Below are 24367 nucleotides of genomic sequence, written 5' to 3' on the forward strand. Positions count from 1 at the left end.
ATCCTTTTCAATTTATTCTTTTGAATATGATTTTATAAACATCATTAAAAAATTGTAAAGTACAAAAGCTATTATCCCTGTAGTTAAGTATATTTGAATTCCTGATACTTCTTTTATTATACTTCCTGCAAAATTTTGTCCTTGAGCTATTAGTAATCCTGACATTTTAACAGATGCAGCTATTCCAATAGCCATTGGGAAGGTAAGGGCTGCAAATGCTGGTGTAAATGAATAAGAAAAAAACTTTGGTAATTTATAAATTACAAATAATAAGGAAACAATAACAGCTGCATATAATACATTTATTACAACCATATTCGGTTCTTTAACTACATTTATATAACAAACAACACATAAGCTTGCTGGCGCAAGTACAATTGCTTGAGTATGGTAAAAAGCATCCTTAATAGGTTTAGTAGCTATTCTATACACCATGAATGGAATTATAAGTGCATATATGAAGATACCATAACATAAAATCATCTTTGATATTACTGGTTCATTCATTGCTCCACCAACTACAACCGCAACCATTATACCATTATAAGTCACAAACCAGCTTGGTACAAAAGTTTCCATATTTATTCCTTTTAGCACATTTCTATAGGTGAATACTAAAATTTGAACAGCATGAATAATTACTCCTGCAAGCCACAAACCTTTTCCAATAGCTTGGTTATAATCAAAAAAGTAACTTCCTATCATCATTGTAACCATTGAGAATCCAGCATAAATACTTGCTGGTACAGTATTTGAATATTCCTTTTTACATGTATTAGGATATAATACAATTTTCATTATATATGCTAATAAGATGATTGTAGCACACCACATAGTAATATGTCTTATATAAGTAAATCCAATATTTAAGTACATATTAGAAAGCGAGCAGGCTCCTACCATTGTAGTAAGGATAGTAAAAGGTAAATTTTCTACCTTTTGAAAAATTGATCTATTTTGCATAATATTTTCTCTCCATTTTATTACTTTATAGTGAATTATTCTTCATAAGTAAACTCAAAATTTTCATTGATGTTGAAAAAGTCAGAGTAATCTATTTTAAATATAGGTTTCTTTACTTTTGAAATATCAATATTATTTTTAATTAATTGAGTTAAAACACCTGTGTAAGATAAATCCCCTTGAATAATCGCACCATAAATCTTGCCTTCCTTATGTATTATCTTTTTATAGTTACCATTATCATCACTTTGAATTTCAACTTTAAAAGTGTCATCAGTTGGTTCATTTATCCCAAGTGACATTGTTGGAATTTCTAAAAAATTCATAGTTGATTTGCTGGCAAAAAAGTCTGTCATTTCACATTTTACTCCTGCCATATTACTTGCAGCAATTATTGCTTCTTTTGCAGCAGTTGGCCAAATTGGATTTCTTCCTGTAACATCTCCAGCACCATAAATATCTTCACAATTTGTTTTACCAAAGGTATCTATAAGAAGGCCAAATCTATCTGTTTCAATTCCTGAACCTTCTAAAAAGTTCACATTTGAACGAACTCCAGCAGCTACTATTAATAAATCACAAGGAATTGTTTCTCCACTTGTTAAAAGTATATCTGTAATATTTCCTTGTTCATCAACAATAAGCTCCTTAATTCCTTTTTCATAATATTGTTTTACACCCTTAGCTTCAAAGCCCTTTTCATATGCTGAAGCAGCTTTTTTATCAAGCTGAATTGAAAGCATGTGATCTTTCATTTCAACAAGTGCTACATTTTTACCAGTATGACTTAACCCTGAAATTACATCAATCCCAACTAATCCAGCTCCCATTACTACAATGTTATTACATGTTTTTGATCTCTCCATTATTTTTTCACAATCATCAAAATTTCTAAATCCAATAGCATTAGGTGCTTCTCTTAAATTTGGTATTGGTGGAAAAAACGTATTTGAACCTGTCGCTATAAGAAGTTTGTCAAATTCTACTGCTTCTCCATTTGAAATCATAACTTTCTTAGCTTTTGGATCTACTCCAACTACTTCAGTTCCTTTGATCCAATTTATATTGTTTTTATTAATAAAATCATCTTCAACAAATTCTAACTTCTTCACATCTCTAATGCCTTCCATATAATGATGAAGTATACATCTAGAATAAATTTTATCATCTTTTGATATAAGAGTGATATCTGCATCTTTATCTAATGCCCTAAGTTCACGTACTCCATTAATTCCTGCTGCTGAAGCACCAAGTACAACATATTTCATAATATTATACCTCCTCTAAAGTAATTGCGCCCATTGGACATTTTTCAACGCACATAGGATTTGGTTCGTTATCTTCACTTCTGTGAGCGCACATATTGCATTTCATAATTTCCTTGTGTGCAATTCTATCACTTTTTAAAACTCCATATGGACATGCCATTATACACATATAACAGCTTGCACAACGATTTTTATCATATTCAACATAACCTGTTTCTCTATTTTTAGACATTGCCCCTGTCATACAAGTATAAACACATTCTGGCTTATCACAATGTCTGCAGAAAATAGGTGCTGGTTTTGAGCTGCTATCTATTGTAACTCTGTTTCTTGAATCACTGCTTTCATGTGCTACAACACATGCAGTTACACAAGTTAAACATCCTACACATTTGCTTCTATCTATTTTTATTCTCTTCATGATTTATACCTCCATTTCAATCTTTTCAACATTAATTGGAGTAGTTTTATATGAAGGCTCTTTAGAATATGGATCGTATAAAGATGGTGTTAAATTATTACATTCTAAATAATGCATTGGAGCATAAAGTTCATCATATCTAACATTGTCTGTAAGCTTAACTTTAAAGTTTGAAGAATTACCATTTATAGATGAAACTTTAATCATATCATTTTCTTTTACCTTAAACTCTTCAGCTAATTTATTATTCATATAAATATAAGCAGTTTTTACAGTAACATCATCAACAAAATTAATTTCTCTTGTACGAGTTTGAGTATGCCATTGTCCAACTGTTCCTCTTCCAGTATTTAAGGTATAAGGAAATTCTTTTGTATTTGGTAGTGGATTTTCACGAACTTCTTCAAATATGAATTTAGCCTTCTTTGATGGAGTGTAGTATATATTATCCTCAAATAGTCTTCTTTCATTATCTTTAAGTACTTCTCCTTCTCTGAAAGGCCATTGTATTCCCTTTGAATTTTCTAATTCATCGTAAGAAACTCCTGTCATGTCGCAAGGCATATTTCTAGAACATTCCTTCATTAAATTAAATGCATCTTTTGGAGTCTTCCATTTATCCAACAAACTTCCCATACCTAATGCTTCACCAATACCATAAATTACTTCATAGTCATTTCTTTCATCAGCTGTCTTTTCAAGTGCTGGTCTTAATGCTGAAATACGTCTTTCAGTATTTATTAAGCTTCCTTCCTTTTTAATTCCTGGAACTACTGGAAGATATAAATCACAGTCCTTTGAGCTGTCAGTGTCTCCATAAATATCTTGAACCACAAAAAACTCTAGCTTTTTAATAGCTTCTTTAAAGGTTTTATTATTAGTCCATGAATGACGTGGGTTTGTACATATTACCCATAAACCTTTAATTTCACCTGAAATTATTTTTTCAATAATTCCGTCATAGGTTAAGGTAGGTTTAGTTGCAAGTACATCTTCAGAAACTTCAAGAACTTCAGCAACTCTCTTACGTCTAGCTTGATTATCAAAATCTCCACCACCAAACAAACCAGCAGTGTTACTATATGCACGAGATCCCATAGCATTACATTGACCTGTTAAAGAGTTAGCTCCTGTACCTGGCTTACCTATATTTCCTGTCATAAGTGCTATATTTATAATGGCTTGGGCTGTTCTAACAGCTTCATATCCTTGATTTACACCCATTGTCCACCAGAAAGAAACTCTTTTTCCATTATGAATTAGTTCTACTAACTCTAAAATTGCTGCTTCATTAAGACCTGTTGCCTTTGCTGCTTTCTCTAAGGTATATTGCTTTACAAATTCTTTAAAATCATCAAAACCTTCTGTATAATTTAATATATATTCTTCATTTATGTAACCTTGTTCTATAAGCTTGTTGGCTACAGCGTAAAGTAAAATCAAATCTGTTTTACCCTTTAGTCCATACCAAAAATCAGCATGCTCTGCTGTTTCTGATCTTCTTGGATCAATAACTATTAATTTTTTATCCTTATTGTTTCTGATTCTATCCCAAAATATTGGATGGGCTACAATAGGATTTGCTCCAATTAATATTATAGTATCTGACAATTCAGCATCCTTTAATGTATAAGGTGGTGAATCAAAGCCAAAACTTTGCTTATGAGCAACTACAGCGGTAGACATACATAATCTTGTATTTCCATCTAAATTTGTTTTTAAATGATTTCTCATTACATGTCCTAATAGTGCAAATTCTTCTAAAGTCAATTGTCCTGTACTAATACCTGCAACACTTTCAGTTCCGTACTTTTCTTGCAATCCTAAAAATTTATCAGCTACAATTTTATAAGCATCCTCCCATGGAATCCTTTTAAATGAACCATCTTTTTCTCTTATTCTTGGAAGTGATGAATCTTTTACAACTGTCTGTTGCTTGTCTAAAGAAAGACCTTTGATACATGAAAATCCATTGTTAACTGGATATCCTTTTGTAGGTATAACCTTTACAATTTTGTTGTCTTCAACATAAAAGTCAAGGTTACAATCCAACGCGCAATAATTACAAGTTGATTGTACTTTTTTCATTTTATCCCTCTTTTCTAAAAATTTTAAAGACTTTTTTAATTGTATAGTTTGTGAATTTTTTCACTTTAAAATTTACAAACCTCTCGTGCATTTAATTAGATCATACATCCTTTCCATTATATTCTATGCAAAGTACACAAACCGTGATTTCAATCACGGTTTGTATACTTTGTTTATTTAAATTTATACCCCAAAATTATTTAGTATTTCTATTTGATTATGCTTTGAATATATTTGTACATAAAGAAAATGCCATCATTTTTATATGATAGCATTTCCTTATATCTAAAAATATTTTATAAATGATCAAATTAATATTCAAGCTCTTGGATGTGTGTGCATATAAATATAATTAATTTTATCATTATTTATGATCTCATAATAGGTATCCATATATGTTAAAACCTGATTTCCAAGCAATTTTTGTACTGCTCTTACATTTGCACCATTTTGAAGTAAATGCACAGCAAAAGAATGTCTAAAAGTATTTAAATTAACGTCTTTATCAATAGAAGCTTGTCTTGCATACTCCTTAACAATCCTCCAAATTCCTTGTCTAGTAAGCTTATTTCCATTTAAATTTACAAATAAATTAGGAACTCCACATTGCGCAATTTTATATCTAATACCTAAATATTCTGAAATTGCTTTACTTGCACTTCTTCCTATAGGAATCAATCTTTCAAAATGCTTATTATCTGTACATCTTACAAAGTTCAAATCAAGGTTTACATCCTCTACATTTAGCCCTATTAATTCTGACACCTTCATTCCTGTAGCATACATTAATTCTAATAAAGCATTATCTCGAATTCCTTTGGTACAATCCTTTTCAACTATTCTTATAATTTTGTCTACTTCTTCAATTGTTAAAATTTGCGGTAACTTCCTATTATTCTTAGAGCTTTTATATTCTATTTTAGGTACATCCTTCACTAAAGCTTCACTTTTTAAATATGAATAAAAATTTCTTAGGCTTATTACTATTCTATTTATAGATCTTTCTGATTTTCCTAAATTTATTAGATTTTGTATATATGACATAATTGTTAATTTATCACTTTTATATATATCTATTTTTTTTCTATCTAGAAACTTAAGATATAAACTAACATCTGTTACATATGCATATATGGTATTTTCACTTTTACCACTCTCTAATAAATATTCTTTATAATTATTTATGCAATTAATCATTAACTATCTCCTATACCATTGATTATGATTAGTATTCGACAAAATTGTCAACTTTCCTTCTTTTTAGCTTTTCATCAGTGTATATATTTACATTATTTGCATGAGTAAATTTTAAACTAGTGATAATTTCATGATTATATAATCTAATAATTATTTCTACTACTAAACTTCATACTCTAAAATATTTCAGAATCATGAACCCTCACTCTTATAAATAGAATTTTTTAGCCACGAATTTTATCAGAGATGGTGATAAATAAGTTTCTATTAGCATACCCATTGCCAATAATATTATAATTATAGCTAACCTGTTTAAAAAATCATAGAAAAATAAAGTTTTAATGTTACAATTTTTAAAATATTTCATTTTAAACTTTTCTGTAGACATGGATAAACTAATAACACTTAATGCAATAAAGCATGGAATATAAATTATATTTTGAGGAATAATAGCTACTAATGCTAGTCCAAGTCCTTTGCCTTCAAAAGTAGTTACCATAAAAGAAAAAGTATAACCTAGAGTATAACCCTTTAATAAATCTAAAATTGAAATTATTGGCGCACCAAAAAAAGTAAAACCCAAAATAAATATAGGTATAATGATAATAATATTTTTCTTAATAACTTCAAATAATAACTTTCCATAATCTATAGGTTCATTCCCAACACTATTTGTGAAACTAGAAAAATAATTTGTCAAGTCATTTCTATCGCTTGCGCCCATATATTTAACAGTATAAAGTCCAAAGGATATACCTAGACAAAACATTATTAATACAATGAAAAAATAAGCCTTTTTATCTTTAAACGTATCATTAAATTTAGCAATTAAATAATTCATCTCTTATTCCTCCTTTAGTTACTCTACTTTATACTATGTTTAATATTTCAATTATATTCCTCCACTTAACCATAAATATGTAAAATAATTTAATAAAAATATAAATACATAATTAGAGCTTTTAATATTTCATCTCACCTTTTATGAATTAGGTATTGACAGCTTTTTTACATAACTATTTTTATCAAATTATCTTTAAGATATTTTTAGCATAATAACATATCATAAATTATAATTTTAAACTTATTGCTTTTTATTAGTTAACAATACTTTTTCTCATATGCACACTAAAACCGAAAATGGAGGTTGTCTAAAATAAAATATAGTACATGTCATAAATATTAAAACATGCACTTATTAAAAGAGCAGCTATGCTGAATATAGAACTTTTCACTTTTTAAAAGAGTAGCTATGCACCGCTTAAAAGATTAGCTATGCTACAATGCGTACTTCCCTACAATCCGTAACTTTGCACTTCTGAAAAAAATGGCTATGCCACAATAAGGAACTTATTGGCAATACAGCTCTTTTCACTACTGAAAAGAGCTGCTATACCTTCATTCTAACTAGTTCAAACCAAAAGACTACTCCACCTTCAGTATTATCTACACCACATTCTGTACCATGAAGTTCAACAATTGCTTTTACTATTGATAATCCTAACCCATATCCTCCATACGCTCTTGTCCTTGCCTTGTCTACTTTATAAAAACTTTTCCATATCTTATCTAAACTTTCTTCTAGTATATGTTTTCCTGAATTAAATACATATATTTTTATTTTGTCATCAATAATCTTTGTACTTAATTTAATGATTTTATTATCATCTAAGTGATTAATAGCATTATTAAGATAATTAGTGATTATTTGTTCAACTCTAACCATATCTGCACAAACATATAATTCTTCAATAACCTCAAATTCTATTTTGATATTTTTTTCTAAAAAAACAGCCTTATATTTATCGAGAATATAAATAATTAAGGAAGTTAAGTTAAATTCACTTTTTTCAATATTAAAATATCCTGACTCAATTTGAGATAAATTTAATAGATCTCTAACTAATTTATTCATCTTGTTTGTTTCTTTTATAATTACATCACAATAAAATTTCCTGTCTTCTTCATTTTCCGCTACATTACTGACAAGACCCTCTGCATAACCATGTATTACTGATAATGGTGTTCTTAATTCATGAGATACACTTGAAATGAATTCTTTTCTCATTTCATCTATTTTTCTTTCTTTTTCTATATCTTCTTCAAGTTTTTTGTTTTTTATATTTAACTCTGTAATTGCTCTATTCAATTCACAAGATAAATAATTAATACTCTCACTAAGCTGACCAATCTCATCTTTTCCATTTACGTTGCACTTTTGAGTAAAATCAAATTTAGCCATGTTATTTGCAATATCATTTACTTCTAATATAGGTTTGGTAAATTTCTTTGAAAACCAATAGGCCCATATACTTCCTAAAATTATTATTACAATTCCTGTGATAATAATAAATTTATTTGCAATATTAACACTTTCTTTTATTGAAATCAACGGAACTTTTATAGAGAGTATATCACCATTGCTTAATTTAGTTACTAAAGTTAAAAGGTCTATTTTTAATTGTACATCCCTTCTATTTTCAAAAGTATACACTCCCTCTTTATATGTTTCCTCTATGCGCTTTTTAAATTTTTCATTATTAGGATTAAACTCAATGGGTGATGGAACATTATTTGATTTGTTGCTATTCTCAGTAATATTATTTTCATTAGGCAGCCTTCTAGAAGAGGTGAAAAGTATTTTTCCGTTACTATCTCGAATATCAATTGTACTTCCAGTTATTTTTGCTCTTCTATCCAACTCATCAATAATTTCTTGAGGATTACCATTATAAATATTAGTTAATTCCTTTGCATTTTTAATAAGGATATTTTTCTTCTTTTCAACGTAATATTGTTGTAAATAAAAACTATTTAATAAACACAATATAATCACAAAAAACGCCAGTAAAGCTGTTATGGATATGAAAAGTTTTGACTTTATGGATCTATTCATCTTAGTGCCTCAAATTTATATCCATATCCTCGTACAGTCTGAACAAAATCACTTTGGGAATTTAATTTTATTCTCAATCTGTTTATATGAGTATCAACTGTTCTTAAATCTCCATAATAATCATAACCCCAAACCTTATCAAGTATTTGCTCTCTACTTAATGCTCTTCCGTAATTATCTGCAAGATAAATTAATAATTCATATTCTTTAGGGCTTAAATCAATAACAGTTCCTTCACTTATAACTTGATGACCATTATAATCTATTGTTAATCCATTAAATTCTTTAAATTCTTTTTCTTCAGGTATTGTTCTCCTTAATACAGCATTCACTCTAGCAATTAATATTTTAGGGCTAAAAGGTTTTGATATATATTCGTCTGCTCCAATATCTAATCCGAATATTTCATCAAATTCCTCTCCTCTAGCTGTAAGCATAATAATTGGAACCCTTGACTTTTTTCTAATCTCTCTGCAAACTGTAAATCCATCATATTCTGGTAACATCACATCGAGAATTATCAAATCTATATCATTTTCAGCAAAAAATATATCCATAGCTTTTCTACCATCTTCTGCTTCAATAGTAAGATACCCTTCTTTTTTAAGAAAATCAGTCACAAGTTTTCTTATTAGTTGCTCATCATCAACTACTAATACCTTTTTACCTTTCATATATGCTCCTCCTAAAAGTTACTACTTAAATTAAGTATAGCTCATTCTTGTTACAATTTCGTCACAAATTATTCAGCATATACTATTATAAAAAAATCCTTTATATTAAACAAACTATTTCTATCGTTTAATATAAAGGATATCTCTAAATCATATGTTTCTATATTATTTACTATTGCTAGTTAACTTAAATTTTTATTCAATCCAAAATGCCTGTGAATAAACTATTATTTTACTGGTTTAAGAGCGCTTTCTACTGCAGCTTCTTGTTCTGCAGTTATAGTTCCTGCAGTTACTAAAGCTCCAAGCTTTGTTTTTAACACATTTTCATGTTTTTCACCTTTTACTTCTTTTTGTGGTTTCAACGCAGCTTCTATTGCTTTTTGTTTTTCAGCAGTTATTGTTCCTGAAGATACTAAATTATCAAGTACTTTTTTGAAATTTCCTTTTTCACTTGTAAGAGCTGTTTCTATTGCTGCCTTTTCATCTGTTGTTATTGTTCCTGCTGTTACTAACTCTTCAATTTTGGTTTTTAACATATCCATATGTTTTTCACCTTTAGCTTCTTTTTGTGGTTTTAATGCTGCTTCTATTGCTTTTTGTTTTTCAGCAGTTAATGTTCCTGAAGATACTAAATTATCAAGTACTTTTTTGAAATTTCCTTTTTCACTTGTAAGAGCTGTTTCTATTGCTGCCTTTTCATCTGCTGTTATTGTTCCTGCTGTTACTAGCCCTTCAAGCTTAGTTTTAAATGCTTCTGCAAACTTTCCACCTTTAGCAAAGCCTTGAGGTGTAAGAGCTGTTTTTATTGATGTTTCTTGTTCTGCTGTTATTGTACCTGCTGTTACTAAAGCATTTAGTTTGTTTTCTATACCATTGTTTTTACCTTGCCCAAATTTATGTTTAAATTGATTATGGATTGAAGTTTTACCATTAGCTGTACTTGCTCCATCAGCAGCAAATGCAATTGTGCCTGTTGATACCATCATACTTGCAATGACAACTCCTGAAATAACTTTACTTTTTAAACTCATATTTTTCATTTCTAATCCCATCCTTTTCGAATTTCTCAAGTATTTTATTTAATTTTTTATTTAATTATATAAATGCTTTTTTACAGTTTTGTTACAAGTATTTATATATATTGTTACGATGCTTAAATTATTGTAATATGAATTTTAGACTAAAATAAAAAAAAGACAATAAATAGAATGTATTTCTATTTACTGCCCTATAAGTTGATTATTTATGTTTATATATTTTTCAATTATCTAATATGGAATATAAATACTCTAACCTCTAAATTTCTTATACTAATTTTACAAAATCATTTGATATTCATATTATTAGTTAGAAAATTCTTGAGTACCCATATATTTATTATTACCTTTTATAACACCTATACCAACTTTAGTATATGATGCATTCATCATATTTGCTCTATGACCTGGAGAATTCCACCATTGATTAAATAATTCAACTGCATCATAAGTATTATATGCTATATTTTCTCCAGTTGTAGTATATTTATATCCAATTGCTTGTAACCAGTTTGTCCATTTAGTCCCATCTGGATTTGTATGATCAAAAAAGTTATTTTGTATCATATCGTTACTCTTGTATCTAGCTACTTGTACTAATGTATTATCTAGTGCTAGAGGTTGTAATCCTGCCTCAGTTCTTTTTGCATTCATTAATTGAAGAATTTGACTTTCTGCTGAGGCTTGTACGCTTATTGGATAATTTTGTGGCAATTTAGGTAATCCTTGAACATCCACATTTGTTATATTTGTAGCTGTTCCTGTATTAGTATTACTAGTCACTGTATCTGTAGAATTATTTGATTTACTTGTATTTTGAATATTATTTGTAGTTTGATTATCATTTAAATTTGTTACTGTATTTTCAATATTTTTAGTAGTTTGATTATCATTTAAATTTGTTACTTTAGAATTTTGATTATTATCCTTAACAACTACATTGCTGTTATTGAAAACCTTATCAACTGTTGGAGCTTTATCCCCTACAACTTGTCCATTAGTAGAACATTTGTAAGTAGTATTATCAACCTTAACTTTTCCAGTTTCCATTGCACCTGAGTTATTCAAACAATATGTTTTTCCATTAACTTTGATTACACCTGTTTGCATTTCTCCAGTATTATCACAGTAGTACCATTTACCATTATCTTTTATCCATCCAGTTTTTGCATTGCCCATTTTGTCTAAATAGTACCATGCGCCATTTTCGTTTAACCAGCCTGCTTTTAATACCTTGTCTAAATTAAATGTGTAGCTGTTAGTATCTATTGTATTATTAGTCGCTGCAGATACTCCTAATGGTGTTAAAGTAGTCATTGTTGTTGCAGTAATTACTCCTACAACTAGCTTTTTTAAGAACGCTTTCTTCATTAGTTTTTCTCCTTTGATTTTTTTATTTGGTTACTTGATATTTTCTAATTTGTTTAGAAAAATTTTAATATATATTTAATTGTTTCAAGCAAACCTATGTCTCTATGTTACCATACTTTCGACATTATTCAACATCACTTTTATATAGATACTTGGACTATAAGCCATTAACTCTGAAAAGCTTTAATATTCTTTCATTTACTGCTTCATCCTATAAGACAGGCTCTTATCCATTGGTATTAAAGGGGTTTCCTCTAACAAAAAAAGAACTGCATCGCTAAGTAATGCAGTTCTTTTTGTTAGTTTTCAATAATTTATACAAAGTTATTTTCTATTTTATAAATTATATCTAACTATGTCTTTTTCTAATATTTACCAATTCCGTTTAGTTTTTATATAATTATATTCTTTTTTCTTAATTAAATCCAATTTAAGCAACATTTTCCGACTTTTCTACCGACTCACCATTTTGAAGAACACTATGCTTTCTTCCATAAAAGAAATAAACTAAAAGTCCTATAGCAAGCCAAACTCCAAATCCTATCCAAGTTATTAGCTTTAATCCATATAATAAAAACGCACAGCATAATATTGATATTATAGGCGTAAATGGTGCTCCAGGCACTTTAAATACTCTATTATAGTTTGGTTTAGTTATTCTAAGAACTATAACTGCTAGAGAAACAGCAATAAAACTTAATAATGTTCCTGTGCTTAAAAATTCTACAATTATATCTAATGGTAAAAATCCTGCTATTATAGCAGCTATTGTTCCAGTTATTATTGTTGCTATATGTGGTGTTTTATGAGTTGAATGAACCTTAGAAAATAATTTTGGTAAAAGTCCATCTCTTGACATAACCATAAATATTCTAACTTGACCATAAAGCACTACCATTATAGTAGAAATCATTCCAAGTATAGCTCCTGTTCCAACTAAAGCTGCTCCCCATGTAATACCAACTCTTGCTAAAGCTCCTGGTACTGCATTTTCTGAAATTATTTCACTGAATGGAACCATTCCAGTAAGTACAACTGCAACTCCAACATAAAGCACTGTAACAGCTATTAAACAAATAATAAGTCCAAGTGGTATATCTCTTTTGGGATTTTCTGCTTCTTCTGCTGCTGTAGATATTGCATCAAATCCTATAAATGAAAAGAAAATAGTAGCTGTTGCAGCAAAAATTCCTCCAAATCCAAATGGCGCAAATGGTTGATAGTTTGAAGGGTTAATATGTCCTACTCCAAGGGCAATAAATATAAGAATAATAGCTATCTTTATTCCAACTATAATGTTATTTACTCTAGCACTTTCCTTCATACCATAAAATAATATATAAGTTATTACTGCAATTATAAGTATTGCTGGTAAATCTACTATTCCACCCTTACTTGGTGATGAAGTAAATGCTGCTGGAATTGTAAGTCCAAAGGACTTTAATATACCTACAAATGTACCTGACCATCCTGATGCTACAGCACTACATGCAACTAAGTATTCTGCTGTTAAACACCAGCCTATTATCATTGCAACTATTTCTCCAAATACAATATATGAATACGAATATGTGCTTCCTGCAACTGGAAACATAGTTGATAATTCACAGTAACATAATGCGCAAAGACACGCAACTATGCCAGCTAATATAAATGATATTATAACAGCCGGTCCAGCTAAATGTGCACCTGTTCCTGTTGCAACAAATATACCAACTCCCACAACTGCACCAATTCCAAAGGCAGCTATATCTTTTGCTTTTAGATTTTTCTTTAACTCTGTCCTATGTGCACCTTCTAGCATTTGCTCTAACGATTTTTTCTTGAAAATGTTCATAAAGGTCCTCCTCTTTATTTAGCTTTCGTCAATTTTCTTCTTTAAATATTTATATATCTCAGTCTTTTAATATTTTTACCATAAAATTTTAAAAATACAACAAACCATATAATATATTATCACATTTTGATTATATTTAGCAAGATGTTAACAGTCTGATAATTTAATTTATTATATATAAAATTTATTATTAATATTCACAGGTAACATTATATGCACGAAAATTGTCGCTAAACATTCTAAAAGAACTGACAATAATTAAAATCAAGAAAGCTAACTGCTAAGTATTTTATACTAAGCCGCTAGCTTTCATATTACGGTATATATTAATTTAATTTTATACAAGTAAATCTTCAATTATTATTTTAATAATATTATCCCAATTATAATCAGAATTATTAACGATAAAACTATCTATTGATAAATTTTCTATAGCCTTTAATTCCATTTCTTGTCTTTTCTCAAAATATTTCACAATATCATTAAAATCATTTATATTTTTGCTTTTTCCATAATTTGAGCTTTTCAAATACTCTTTAATCAAATCTATCCAATCAGGATATTCCTCTTTATTTTCACTCACTCTTTCTTTTGCAACCCTTCCTAACGTATTACTTACAGAATTTTGCTTAAGATATATAAGTTTTGGATTGAGGTCCATAACTGTTTCTATTAATTCCTTTAAGTATTGTATTATATAGTGATCATCTTTTTCATGCACTGCCAGCAACTCATTAATATGATTTTGTAAAAAAGCACATTCAAATAAGATAATTTTATCTTGTGTTTTTTTCGTCTCTTCTCCAAACTTTCTCCATCTTTTAAGATGAATATCCTTAAACATATCTAATGATACTCTTCCATCATACACTTCGTGCGCTTCAAACTTTTTCATAAGATTATTTTGATCTTTATATAAACCCAATTTAGTGTAGGCTACTATAACATAATCGCCTTCAAGTACACTGTTTTCTTTTATTACTTTTTCATACTCTTTGTTTTCTCTAATTAAATCTTCATATTCTCCTTGAGATAAAAGTGCATTCCATGCCATATCAACAGGATGCAGATCTCCTTCATTATATAAGTCAACATCTAAACCTTTATTTATAAGATAATCTCTTATTTTTTTAGAAATTGTTGATTTTCCGGAGCCTGGTATTCCTTCTATTAATATAAGTCTATTTTTCATATATTATCCCACCTTTTCAATGTTGACTGACACCACAAATCTGGTGACAACCACCACCCTTACAATTTTAATACTTTTATATCCCTTAGTAATTGATTATACCTAGTTTCTAATATTTCTTTTTTAGACATATCTGATTCCGTAGCTAATAATGAAATTATTTCTGAAAGTTTTATTTCCATCATCATTAATTTTTCTTTATTATTTCTCTCTTCCTTATTTATTTTAGGCTTATTCTTTTGTGCAATATAATCAATATAACTTCCATCAAAAGTTGTACAAGTATTATTACCTATTTCAATAATATAGTCACATACATTTTCAATAAATTTTCTATCGTGACATACAATAATTACAGTTTTTTCTGTACTTATTAATGCTTTTTCTAAGGCTTCAACTGCTTTTATATCTAAATAATTTGTAGGTTCATCTAATATTAAAAGGTTATTATCGCTAAGCAATACTTTACAAAGAGCTATTTTCACCTTTTCTCCACCACTTAAGGTCCCCACAAGCTTGTAAACTTCCTCCCCTTTAAAACCAAAGTTATCTAAATTAATTCTTATAAAACTTTGATCAAAAGAAGAATTTTCTGTTACATTTTCTAAAATGCTTTTTTCATCTCTTAATATTTTTTGACTTTGATCAAAATAACCAATACTCACTCTATTAGCTATTTTTATATTTTCATTTTTTCCTTTTAATATTTCTCTTAACAAAGTAGTTTTTCCACATCCATTATCACCAATTATTCCTACTTTTCTTTCTCTTTTGATTTTGAAATCAGCATTTCTTAATAATAACTTATTTCCTACAGATAAATTTAATTTGCTGGCTTCTATAAGATTCTTAGATATTATCTCCATACCAGCTTGTATATTTACTTTTAGTTCACTTATATTCTTTGGTTTTTCCTTAACTTCTAGGTGATTTATTCTACTCTTTAATGCTTTTATATTATTGTCAAGATTCTTTTTAGCTCTTTGATTTCCCATTTTACTATGAAGCCTTGCTTCAGAATTCCCCATTCTTTTGGGAGTTTTTCTTATACTGTCTCTGTGGTCAGTCTTAGATACAATTGCCTTTTCAATTTTCTTCTTTTCATTTAAATATTCATCATACTCGAATTCTTTTCGTTTACGCTCCTCTTCTTTTAATTTTAAATAGGTGGAATAATTTCCTTTATAGACTTTTATTTTTCCATCTTCGATTTCTAGTATATTATTACAAAGTGAATCTAAAAACTCTCTATCATGAGATACGAGTAACAATGCTCCATTATAATTTTTCAGCATCTCTTCTAGAACTTTAATGCTTTTGCTATCTAAGTTTGAAGTTGGTTCATCTGCAATAATAAGCTTTTTATTTTCACTTAAAGCTTTAGATATTTTTAATTTTACTTTTTCCCCTCCAGATAAGAACTCTTCATATTTATCTGGTGCTTCAAATAATTTTTTTACCTTATTATCCTCACATTCTCTTTCTTCTTCAGCAGTTTGACTTATATATGAATAGCTATCTGTTAAAAAACATTGACCTTCATCAGGTTCAATTTTCTCCATTAATATATTAAGCATGGTTGTTTTTCCTGCTCCATTTTTTCCAACTATTCCAATCCTATCTTCATTAAATATTTCAAAATTATTAATATCTAAAATTAATTTATCTCCATAATATTTTTTTATCTTATCTAATTTTCCTAATTGCATAAAAAAATCCCTCCTAATTAATAGGAGAGAGTATATACTTAGTTTATACTAAATAAAAATCCACTGCTTTTAACAGTGAATATATTTAAACCAAATCTTATAATATGTTCTAAAAAGAAACATGGTAAATAAAAATCATAATTAGAGATTTTTATTCAACAATAAACACAACATATTTTTCTATAAGAAATTATATCAAAAAATCAAAATAAAATTAATTTAAGCTTTAATAAAAGCTCAATAATAAAATTTCTCTTTTATTGATACTTGGTAAAATCATCACTAACTAAGTTATATAATCTACTCTCCTGAAATTTATGCATAACAATAAAACCTTTATAAAGATTTTTAATTTACATTAAATAAATTCTTAAAACACTGTTTTAAAAACAACATGTAAATTTATTTATTTGTTATACTGTAAAACTTTGATTATAGATTACATTCTCATTGTTGAAATTACCTTTACCTTTCTTTAATATATTTTGATTATATCATCAATTTTATAAAAATTCCATATTTTATAAAATTTCTTTCTAATTTTTATATATTTTTTCAGTTTAGTTCTCAAAATTCAAAGTCACATTATATCTATCATAACCAATTATGGTGTTATCAAAAATATTTTTTGCATTATTTAAATACATTTCCGGTTCATTCATAGCTGTACTAAAATGGGTTAATAATAAATGCTTAGCCTTTCCCTCTTTAGCTAATTTAGCTGCTTCTGAAAATGTCATATGCTTATTTTTTATTGCTTTGTGTAAATCCTCATCACTTCCATAAGTTCCTTCACATACAAAATAATCACTATTTTCAACAAAGCTAGGAATTTCTTTTGTAGGTCTAGTATCAGTTATTATACTTATTTTTATACCATTTCGTCCTCTACCTAAAACCATATCACTTGTATATATTACCCCATCAACAATAATTTGTTCATCTTTTTTTTGTAACTTATTCCATAGTGTTTTAGGTACATTATTCTTAATTGCTTTTTCTACCTCAAATTTAGGCTGCCTAGCAAAGTAAAAACTATAACCTATACAGGGTGATGAATGATCAAGTTCTAAAGATGATATTTTAATTTCACCTGTGATGAATTCATTATATATCTCTATAGTTTCTTTAGGATTTTCTATTATATTAATTTCATAAGGAAGCCAATTTGCTATTACCCTTAATTTATTAACTGTATCTGTTATTCCTTCTGGACCTATTATGGTAAGCGGTTCAGTTCTCCCGCTGTTTCCAATAGTTCCAAGTAGTCCTGGAAGTCCTACAATATGATCTCCATGAATATGTGTAATGCATATAATATCTATAGACTTAAAGCCTGCATTTGAAATTCTCATTGATACTTGAGTTCCTTCACCGCAGTCAACAAGAATTTTCCTTCCTTTATAATTAAGCAACAAGGCTGATAAAAATCTATTTGGCATAGGCATTCCACCACCGCAGCCCAGTAACAGTAAATCAATCATATTAGGACTCCTTTCCTAGTATTTTAAATATTTTTTCACATTTACATATCTTATTATAATGAAGTTCTACCACTATGAAGCAACATTCTACCTATTACCTTTTTTGGCTTTTCATTATTCTTAGTATTTTTTCCTTTTTGTTTCTTCTCCTCGATTATTTTTTTCATCATTTCTATATTTTTTTCGTTCATTTTTCTTCCTCCAATTAAATTATATTATTATTATAACCTCTTTTATAAATAAAACAATTTATCTTATTCCATATTCTATTTATCAAATAATCCTCCGCCATTTCCAACCTTGACACCTTTCGATGCACTTCTTCCCATGATATTTCCTGCACTTCCTGATACTTTGTTAGCTCTTTTATTTGCCTTCGAGCTATTTCCTTTTTGCTTTTTTTCCTCTATTAATTTTTTCATCATTTCTATATTCTTTTCGTTCATTGGCATTACCTCACTTGATTTTTCTACTCATAGATAATGAATATTTTGTGCTTATCATAATCACTTACCTTATTATACACAAAAACCTATACTAAGCATAATATTTATTAAAATGATATATACTTTTTATTAGTTCAAACTTCATAAGATTAAAAATTTCAACTCATCAAAAAGGATAGATTACTCGAATTAATTAATAAAAAATATATGTTGCAAATAATTTCTGCAAAATTAACCATTATACTTAGCTTAGCAGAAATAAAATTTGCAACATATATTAAATGTTAATAATTATTATATCTCTTTTTTCATCTCCAACACTAGGAAATGTGAATTTTCCTTTGCTTTAACTTGAATATTTTCTTCTACAATTTCTAAAGCATCTTTTTCATTTAATTCTATATTATTAATTATAGAATTTCCCTCAATTTGAACTAAGTATGCCTGCCTGTTATCTCCTATTATTAATCCTTCTTCTTTACCTTCATCTAAATAAATGGAATATATATTAACATCTTGATGAATTTTAATTGGTGCATTTCCTTCAGTACTGGAAACCATATGGAGCCATTTATTTTCTCTATCTCTCCAGTTAAATTTCTTTTCTCCGTAGTTAGGTTCATAATCCTTTTTATCAGGGAAAATCCATATTTGAAGTAATCGTAGCTCTTCATCACCAAGATTATATTCGCTATGATAAACACCTGTACCAGCACTCATATACTGCACTTCGCCTCTGCTCAATTCATGTGAATTACCCATGCTATCTTTATGAGTTAACTTCCCGTTTACAACATAAGTAAAAATCTCCATGTCATTATGAGGATGCATAGAAAAGCCAGTTTTAGGCTCTATTACATCGTCATTTATAACTCTAAGCTTTCCAAAATTAATATTTAAAGGATTATAGTATTCTGAAAAAGAAAAGTGAAAGGAACTTTTTAACCATCCCAAGTTACTTTTCCCCATATTTTTATTATCTATTTTTTTTAACATAATATGCGCCTCCATTTATCACTAATTAGTGACATTTAAATAAATTTTATATCAAATTATATATTTTATAATTTGATATAATTATTTTCCAAACTCAATCTATAACTCATGAAAAATTTCTATATAATTTCAAGTTATTTTAAATCTTTAAACTTCTTCAATATTTTTTTTAACTCTAATTTTTCTTCAATAGTTAAAATACTAAAAATCTCGTTAATATTTTCAACATGTTTTGGAAAAATATCCTCCATAATTTTTCTTCCCTTATCCGTCAATGAGATTATCATTGATCTTTTATCATCTGGATCTGGGTATTTACTTATAAACTCATCCTTTTCTAAATTTTTTATAACAACAGTAATATTTCCTGAAGTAGTTAATATTTTTTCTATTATTTCGCAGATTCTTAAATCACCTTTATTATAAAGGGCTTCTAAAACTGCAAATTGAGAACTAGTTAATCCTCCAGCCTTCATGGTTTCGTATTCCATCTTATGAATCTTTTGTTCTGCCCTTGTAAAAACCACCAAAGTAGATAAATTTAAATTTGTTTCATAGTTATTATCTAAATCATATTTCTTATCCATGTTTAAAATTTATCACTAATTAGTGACAATGTCAACATAATAAGTTTCGATTTAGCAAGAACTATAAAAACTTCTGTTACATATTTATGTCTTTCCAAAGATTATGTAAAAATTGCTTTTACATAAATAAAAACACTTAAGCTTTTAAACTTAAGTGCTTTAATAACCCTAATAATTATATTTCAGCTTTCCATAATCCATGCAAATTACAATATGCATAAACTACTGCTTTTCCTTTATCTACAAAAACTGCTTCTGGCTTTTCGCCTGGTGATAATGTAATTCTTTCAGTACTCTTATCTGAACATACTGCAATCCATTCTATATAATGTTCTTCTGTCATAGGATGTTCAGCTGATCCTACTTTTACATGTAATTTTCCATCTTTTCTTTCTACTACTGGAACATGTTTTTCTTGTGCTGCATCTGTAGAATTAGCGTCTAGCTTAGTCATAGGTTTACCACAACACACCAATTGACCTCCACCATTTTTTATAACTCCTACAATATTCCCACATAATTCACAACGATAAAATGAAACCATAATTTAACCACCTTTCACCATATTATGAATATATTATAACATATTTTCCTATAAGCTTCATCAATTATATTGCAAAAGCTTACATTATTTCTTATATTTTTTTATTACATCCATATCTTTTTCAGTAATTTCTTCATTTGAATACCTTGCTTTTTCATACACTTTAGTTATGTCAGCTATATTTTCTGAAGCTTTATGAAGCACTTCTTTTTGTATTTCACACGTACTAGAAGAGTTATTAATAATAATATTGTTTCTTTTATACTTTAATATTTTATTCTTATAAAATCTTCTTATTTTTTCTCTATCAGTTAAAAATAAGCTCTTTCTAATTTCTCTTTTTATTTTATTAATCTTTTCTTTAAGTTCACCTTCATTTTTATTAGTAAATACAAATGTCACTTTATCTTTATTTTTTAACATTTTTATATATATTAATAATCTATTTAAAGCTAAATAGCTTGCAGATATAATAATTATGGCTCCAATTATATCTAATAATAGAAAAATAGCTTTAGCCAATATTCCAGGTGGTTCATTATTTCCATTGCCTAGTTTATAAAGCCCATTCATGTAGTTTCCACCAGATGATATTTGAAAATTATTATTTTGACTATCTATACTCTCTTTTGCAGTATGAGGCAGGCTTCTTGAAATTTTATTTGTTACATAATTAGCCCAGTCAAAAACTCCACTTTTATATAACACAAATAAAATTATGCAAATCAATAATATAGTTCCACCTATAAATATATTACTATCCTTTCTATTAAAACTTTCATTTTCAATATCATCTAAAGATAATCGCTTATTTCTTGCTTTACAAATATATGCTATTGATATACACATTATAAAAATAGAAATGAAACATATAAATATTTGAAACTTATTAAGTTGAAGACCAGCTGCAAAAATTATTTGAGGTATTAATAATGTTTCAGCTAGTAAAAGTTTATATTTATTAAAGTCAAATCTTTGGACTACAATACTTCTTCTCATACTAATAATTGTCCAAATAATAGGAACTAGTATAAAAACATATTGATTAAAATGAACTAATATAGTTAACCACATGGCAGAAACTAATACTATAAATAAAATAAATTTACTTAATGTTTTTATTTTATGCCTTAAATAAGTCATAAAAAATACTGGTAAAATTGATAAAAGATTTAAATATAACATATTTTCGTTTTCATTAACTATGTAATTTACAATTGCAACTATTGGATATATGCACAAAAAATAAATTAAATTTTCTACTAATTGATACCATAAAGTTTTTACATGATGACTTTTCATATATTCATCTGTTATTGAATAAACTTGTACTTCATTTTCCATCATTCCACATCCCATATTATTACTTCATTTAAATTTTCTAATAATATTTCAGTATTTTTTTCTTTAGGAATAATCCATTTAACATCAAAATCATTTTCTTTTGCGTTATTAACTGCTTCTCTCATACCATTTCTAGTTGCATTTGATATTACTATCCATAAAGGTTCTCTATTATCCTTAATAACATGCTCATTTATAAAATTAGAAATATTATTTTCGTTACATGAAGTTATATTTATCTTGGCAAGACCTTCATTAAACAAAATTCCATGATCTTGTTCGCATCCACTATATACTTCTATATTAGAATCAGTATCTAAATCAATGCTATCTGTTATTAATCCAACTTTTATTCCTTGTTTTGAAAATTCCTCATATATTGTTGCTGCTATACTTATTCCTTCTTCAACAACTTGATCTAAAACCCATTCATTTTCCTTTTGGCAGCTTAAAAAAATGAGAATTTCCTGACTTGCTGTATAGTTATATACATTTACCTTAAGTTCATTACTTCTTGCACTTGCAGACCAATTCACATCCTTCATGCTATCTGAGGTAACATAATCTCTTATACCTCTTCTCTCATAAGGATCATAAATCAAATGCTTTTTTGTAATAATATCACCAAGTAGTTTTTTGAATTGAACATCATATTTTAATTCGGACAAAATTTTAGGAAAAATAAATAAAACTTCATTAACATCATGCTTTTTCACAAATTTATCTGTAACAAATAAATCTGAACATATTACGTCCATGTTTTCTAATTTAAAACATCCTCGTTTTTTTCCTATTATAACTACTTCCCTTTCTAGTTTTTCATATCCTAATAATGATAATTCCTCACTTCTACGTTCTAAATTAGATATCTTTTTTTCCTCAATTTGATCAAAAGAGATTTTTGCAGACATCATATATTGAATTCGAAGCCACCATAGAGGGAGCCATTTCCTATTAATAAAAGTTTGTTTGAGTTTTGTCTTTTCTCCTTCAAATATAGCTTCATCTTCAAATTTAAATTCTAAAAATAAATTTTTAAAGCAGTATTTTGCATATAACTTATGTTGAAACTCATAGAAAAATAGAATAAGGACTATTATTAATACTATTTCCATATAATCACCCAAATCTTTTCTTAATTAAGTATATTAATAACTTAAAGCCACTTATTAGCTTCAATATCTAATTGATTAATTTATTTATTCCACGCTTCTATTGGGACTTCAACTTTTTCTAAAAGTTCACAAATTACATCTTCATTTGATATTCCTTTTATCCTTAAACTATTTTTAATAATAAGTCTATGTGAAAATATAAAAGGCGCTAATATCTTTACATCATCTGGATTAACAAAACTTCTACCTTGTATGGCTGCATACACCTGACAAGCTTTAAGCATTGCCAAAGCTCCTCTTGGACTTACTCCTAATATTATCTTTTCATTGTTTAAGGTTTCGTTTACGATTTTTAATATGTATTCCTGAATATCATCACTTACAAATATCTTTTTAGAAATGTCTCTTGCTTTTAAAATATCTTCTTTTTCACATACACTTTTTAATTCCTCTAAAGGATTGTCTTCAATGAATCTTTTAAAGATTTGTTTTCCTTCTTCTATGGTTGGATGTCCCATATTTATTTTTATTAAAAATCTATCTAATTGAGCTTCTGGAAGTGGAAATGTTCCTTGAGATTCAACTGGATTTTGTGATGCTATTACAAAGAAAGGTTTATCTAATATATAAGTGGTTCCATCTATAGAAACCTGCTTTTCTTCCATGGATTCTAAGAGACTTGATTGAGTTCTTGGAGTAGCTCTATTAATTTCATCTGCTAATAATATGTTTGTAAAAACAGGTCCTTTTCTTAAGGTAAATTCTCCAAACTTTTGATTATAGTAATTTATACCTGTCAAATCTGAAGGCATTAAATCAGGCGTAAATTGAACCCTTTTAAAATCACAATTAACTGATTTGGCCAAGCTCCTTGCAAGGACTGTCTTTCCTGTCCCAGGAACATCCTCTAAAAGTACATGACCTCCAGAAATTAAAGCTGTAATTACAATATCTATTACTTGATCCTTTCCAATTATAACCCTTTGTATATTTTCTTTTATGCTATCTGCTAATATTTTTACGTCCATTTTTTCTCCTCTCCTGTTAAACCAATTTATATTATTACTTAATTTCTTTAAAACTCACTTATTATATAGTAATAAATATACTAAATGAATTTATTATAGAATTTCCTTATATTAGTATTATAGAACAGTTACATATAACTTGTAAGGGTTTTCACCTTTATAAATTA

22 protein-coding genes are annotated in these 24367 nt (G+C 27.9%); all 22 read right to left on the reverse strand.

Annotated features, from left to right (window positions below):
- Positions 1–12: 12 nt before the first annotated feature.
- A complete protein-coding gene (locus tag GXK56_RS02500) occupies positions 13–963 on the reverse strand; it encodes a TDT family transporter (protein WP_160684493.1) in 951 nt (316 codons plus the stop codon).
- A gap of 35 nt (positions 964–998) precedes the next feature.
- Positions 999–2231: an FAD-dependent oxidoreductase gene (locus GXK56_RS02505; protein WP_160684496.1), complete on the reverse strand. Its 1233-nt coding sequence runs from the start codon at positions 2229–2231 to the stop codon at positions 999–1001.
- A 4-nt stretch (positions 2232–2235) separates the two neighbouring features.
- Entirely contained in the window at positions 2236–2652 is a 417-nt protein-coding gene (locus GXK56_RS02510; RefSeq protein ID WP_160684499.1) for a 4Fe-4S dicluster domain-containing protein, read from the reverse strand.
- Positions 2653–2655: 3 nt separating this feature from the next.
- Positions 2656–4740 (reverse strand): molybdopterin oxidoreductase family protein, encoded by a 2085-nt coding sequence (locus GXK56_RS02515; protein ID WP_160684502.1) that lies wholly within the window; start codon positions 4738–4740, stop codon positions 2656–2658.
- Between the two features lie 318 nt (positions 4741–5058).
- Positions 5059–5937 carry a tyrosine-type recombinase/integrase gene (locus GXK56_RS02520; protein ID WP_160684505.1) on the reverse strand — a complete coding sequence of 293 codons (879 nt, stop codon included), beginning with the start codon at positions 5935–5937 and terminating at the stop codon, positions 5059–5061.
- 208 nt (positions 5938–6145) lie between these two features.
- Positions 6146–6778: a stage II sporulation protein M gene (gene spoIIM, locus GXK56_RS02525; protein WP_160684508.1), complete on the reverse strand. Its 633-nt coding sequence runs from the start codon at positions 6776–6778 to the stop codon at positions 6146–6148.
- Positions 6779–7327: 549 nt separating this feature from the next.
- Positions 7328–8833: a HAMP domain-containing sensor histidine kinase gene (locus GXK56_RS02530; RefSeq protein ID WP_160684511.1), complete on the reverse strand. Its 1506-nt coding sequence runs from the start codon at positions 8831–8833 to the stop codon at positions 7328–7330.
- On the reverse strand, positions 8830–9507 hold the full coding sequence (locus tag GXK56_RS02535) for a response regulator transcription factor (protein WP_160684514.1): 678 nt from the start codon (positions 9505–9507) through the stop codon (positions 8830–8832). The genes GXK56_RS02530 and GXK56_RS02535 overlap by 4 nt, the downstream gene beginning before the upstream one ends.
- A 227-nt stretch (positions 9508–9734) precedes the next feature.
- Entirely contained in the window at positions 9735–10550 is an 816-nt protein-coding gene (locus GXK56_RS02540) for a hypothetical protein (protein ID WP_160684517.1), read from the reverse strand.
- A 303-nt stretch (positions 10551–10853) separates the two neighbouring features.
- Positions 10854–11918, reverse strand: coding sequence for a CAP domain-containing protein (locus tag GXK56_RS02545; protein ID WP_160684520.1), 1065 nt, complete (start codon positions 11916–11918; stop codon positions 10854–10856).
- A 430-nt stretch (positions 11919–12348) separates the two neighbouring features.
- Positions 12349–13755, reverse strand: coding sequence for an amino acid permease (locus GXK56_RS02550; protein ID WP_160684523.1), 1407 nt, complete (start codon positions 13753–13755; stop codon positions 12349–12351).
- A 337-nt stretch (positions 13756–14092) separates the two neighbouring features.
- The gene (locus GXK56_RS02555; RefSeq protein ID WP_160684526.1) at positions 14093–14947 is read right to left on the reverse strand and encodes an AAA family ATPase; all 855 of its coding nucleotides are present in this window, start codon (positions 14945–14947) and stop codon (positions 14093–14095) included.
- A 59-nt stretch (positions 14948–15006) separates the two neighbouring features.
- On the reverse strand, positions 15007–16656 hold the full coding sequence (cplR, locus tag GXK56_RS02560; RefSeq protein ID WP_160684529.1) for an ABC-F type ribosomal protection protein CplR: 1650 nt from the start codon (positions 16654–16656) through the stop codon (positions 15007–15009).
- A gap of 560 nt (positions 16657–17216) precedes the next feature.
- Positions 17217–18140: a ribonuclease Z gene (locus tag GXK56_RS02565; protein WP_160684532.1), complete on the reverse strand. Its 924-nt coding sequence runs from the start codon at positions 18138–18140 to the stop codon at positions 17217–17219.
- 53 nt (positions 18141–18193) lie between these two features.
- Positions 18194–18331, reverse strand: a complete 138-nt coding sequence (locus tag GXK56_RS27655) for a hypothetical protein (RefSeq protein WP_202127808.1) — start codon at positions 18329–18331, stop codon at positions 18194–18196.
- 75 nt (positions 18332–18406) lie between these two features.
- Positions 18407–18586: a hypothetical protein gene (locus tag GXK56_RS02570; protein WP_160684535.1), complete on the reverse strand. Its 180-nt coding sequence runs from the start codon at positions 18584–18586 to the stop codon at positions 18407–18409.
- Between the two features lie 294 nt (positions 18587–18880).
- The gene (locus tag GXK56_RS02575) at positions 18881–19582 is read right to left on the reverse strand and encodes a pirin family protein (RefSeq protein ID WP_160684538.1); all 702 of its coding nucleotides are present in this window, start codon (positions 19580–19582) and stop codon (positions 18881–18883) included.
- A 134-nt stretch (positions 19583–19716) separates the two neighbouring features.
- On the reverse strand, positions 19717–20169 hold the full coding sequence (locus tag GXK56_RS02580; protein WP_160684541.1) for a MarR family transcriptional regulator: 453 nt from the start codon (positions 20167–20169) through the stop codon (positions 19717–19719).
- A 175-nt stretch (positions 20170–20344) separates the two neighbouring features.
- Positions 20345–20713, reverse strand: a complete 369-nt coding sequence (locus GXK56_RS02585) for a desulfoferrodoxin (RefSeq protein WP_160684544.1) — start codon at positions 20711–20713, stop codon at positions 20345–20347.
- A gap of 84 nt (positions 20714–20797) precedes the next feature.
- The gene (locus GXK56_RS02590) at positions 20798–22057 is read right to left on the reverse strand and encodes a hypothetical protein (RefSeq protein ID WP_207710250.1); all 1260 of its coding nucleotides are present in this window, start codon (positions 22055–22057) and stop codon (positions 20798–20800) included.
- Positions 22057–23172: a DUF58 domain-containing protein gene (locus tag GXK56_RS02595; RefSeq protein WP_160684550.1), complete on the reverse strand. Its 1116-nt coding sequence runs from the start codon at positions 23170–23172 to the stop codon at positions 22057–22059. The genes GXK56_RS02590 and GXK56_RS02595 overlap by 1 nt, the downstream gene beginning before the upstream one ends.
- An 80-nt stretch (positions 23173–23252) precedes the next feature.
- On the reverse strand, positions 23253–24200 hold the full coding sequence (locus GXK56_RS02600) for a MoxR family ATPase (RefSeq protein WP_160684553.1): 948 nt from the start codon (positions 24198–24200) through the stop codon (positions 23253–23255).
- Positions 24201–24367 lie beyond the last annotated feature (167 nt).

It is taken from the genome of Clostridium sp. C2-6-12, from assembly GCF_009928485.1.
In the GTDB taxonomy this organism is placed as follows: Bacteria; Bacillota; Clostridia; order Clostridiales; family Clostridiaceae; genus Clostridium.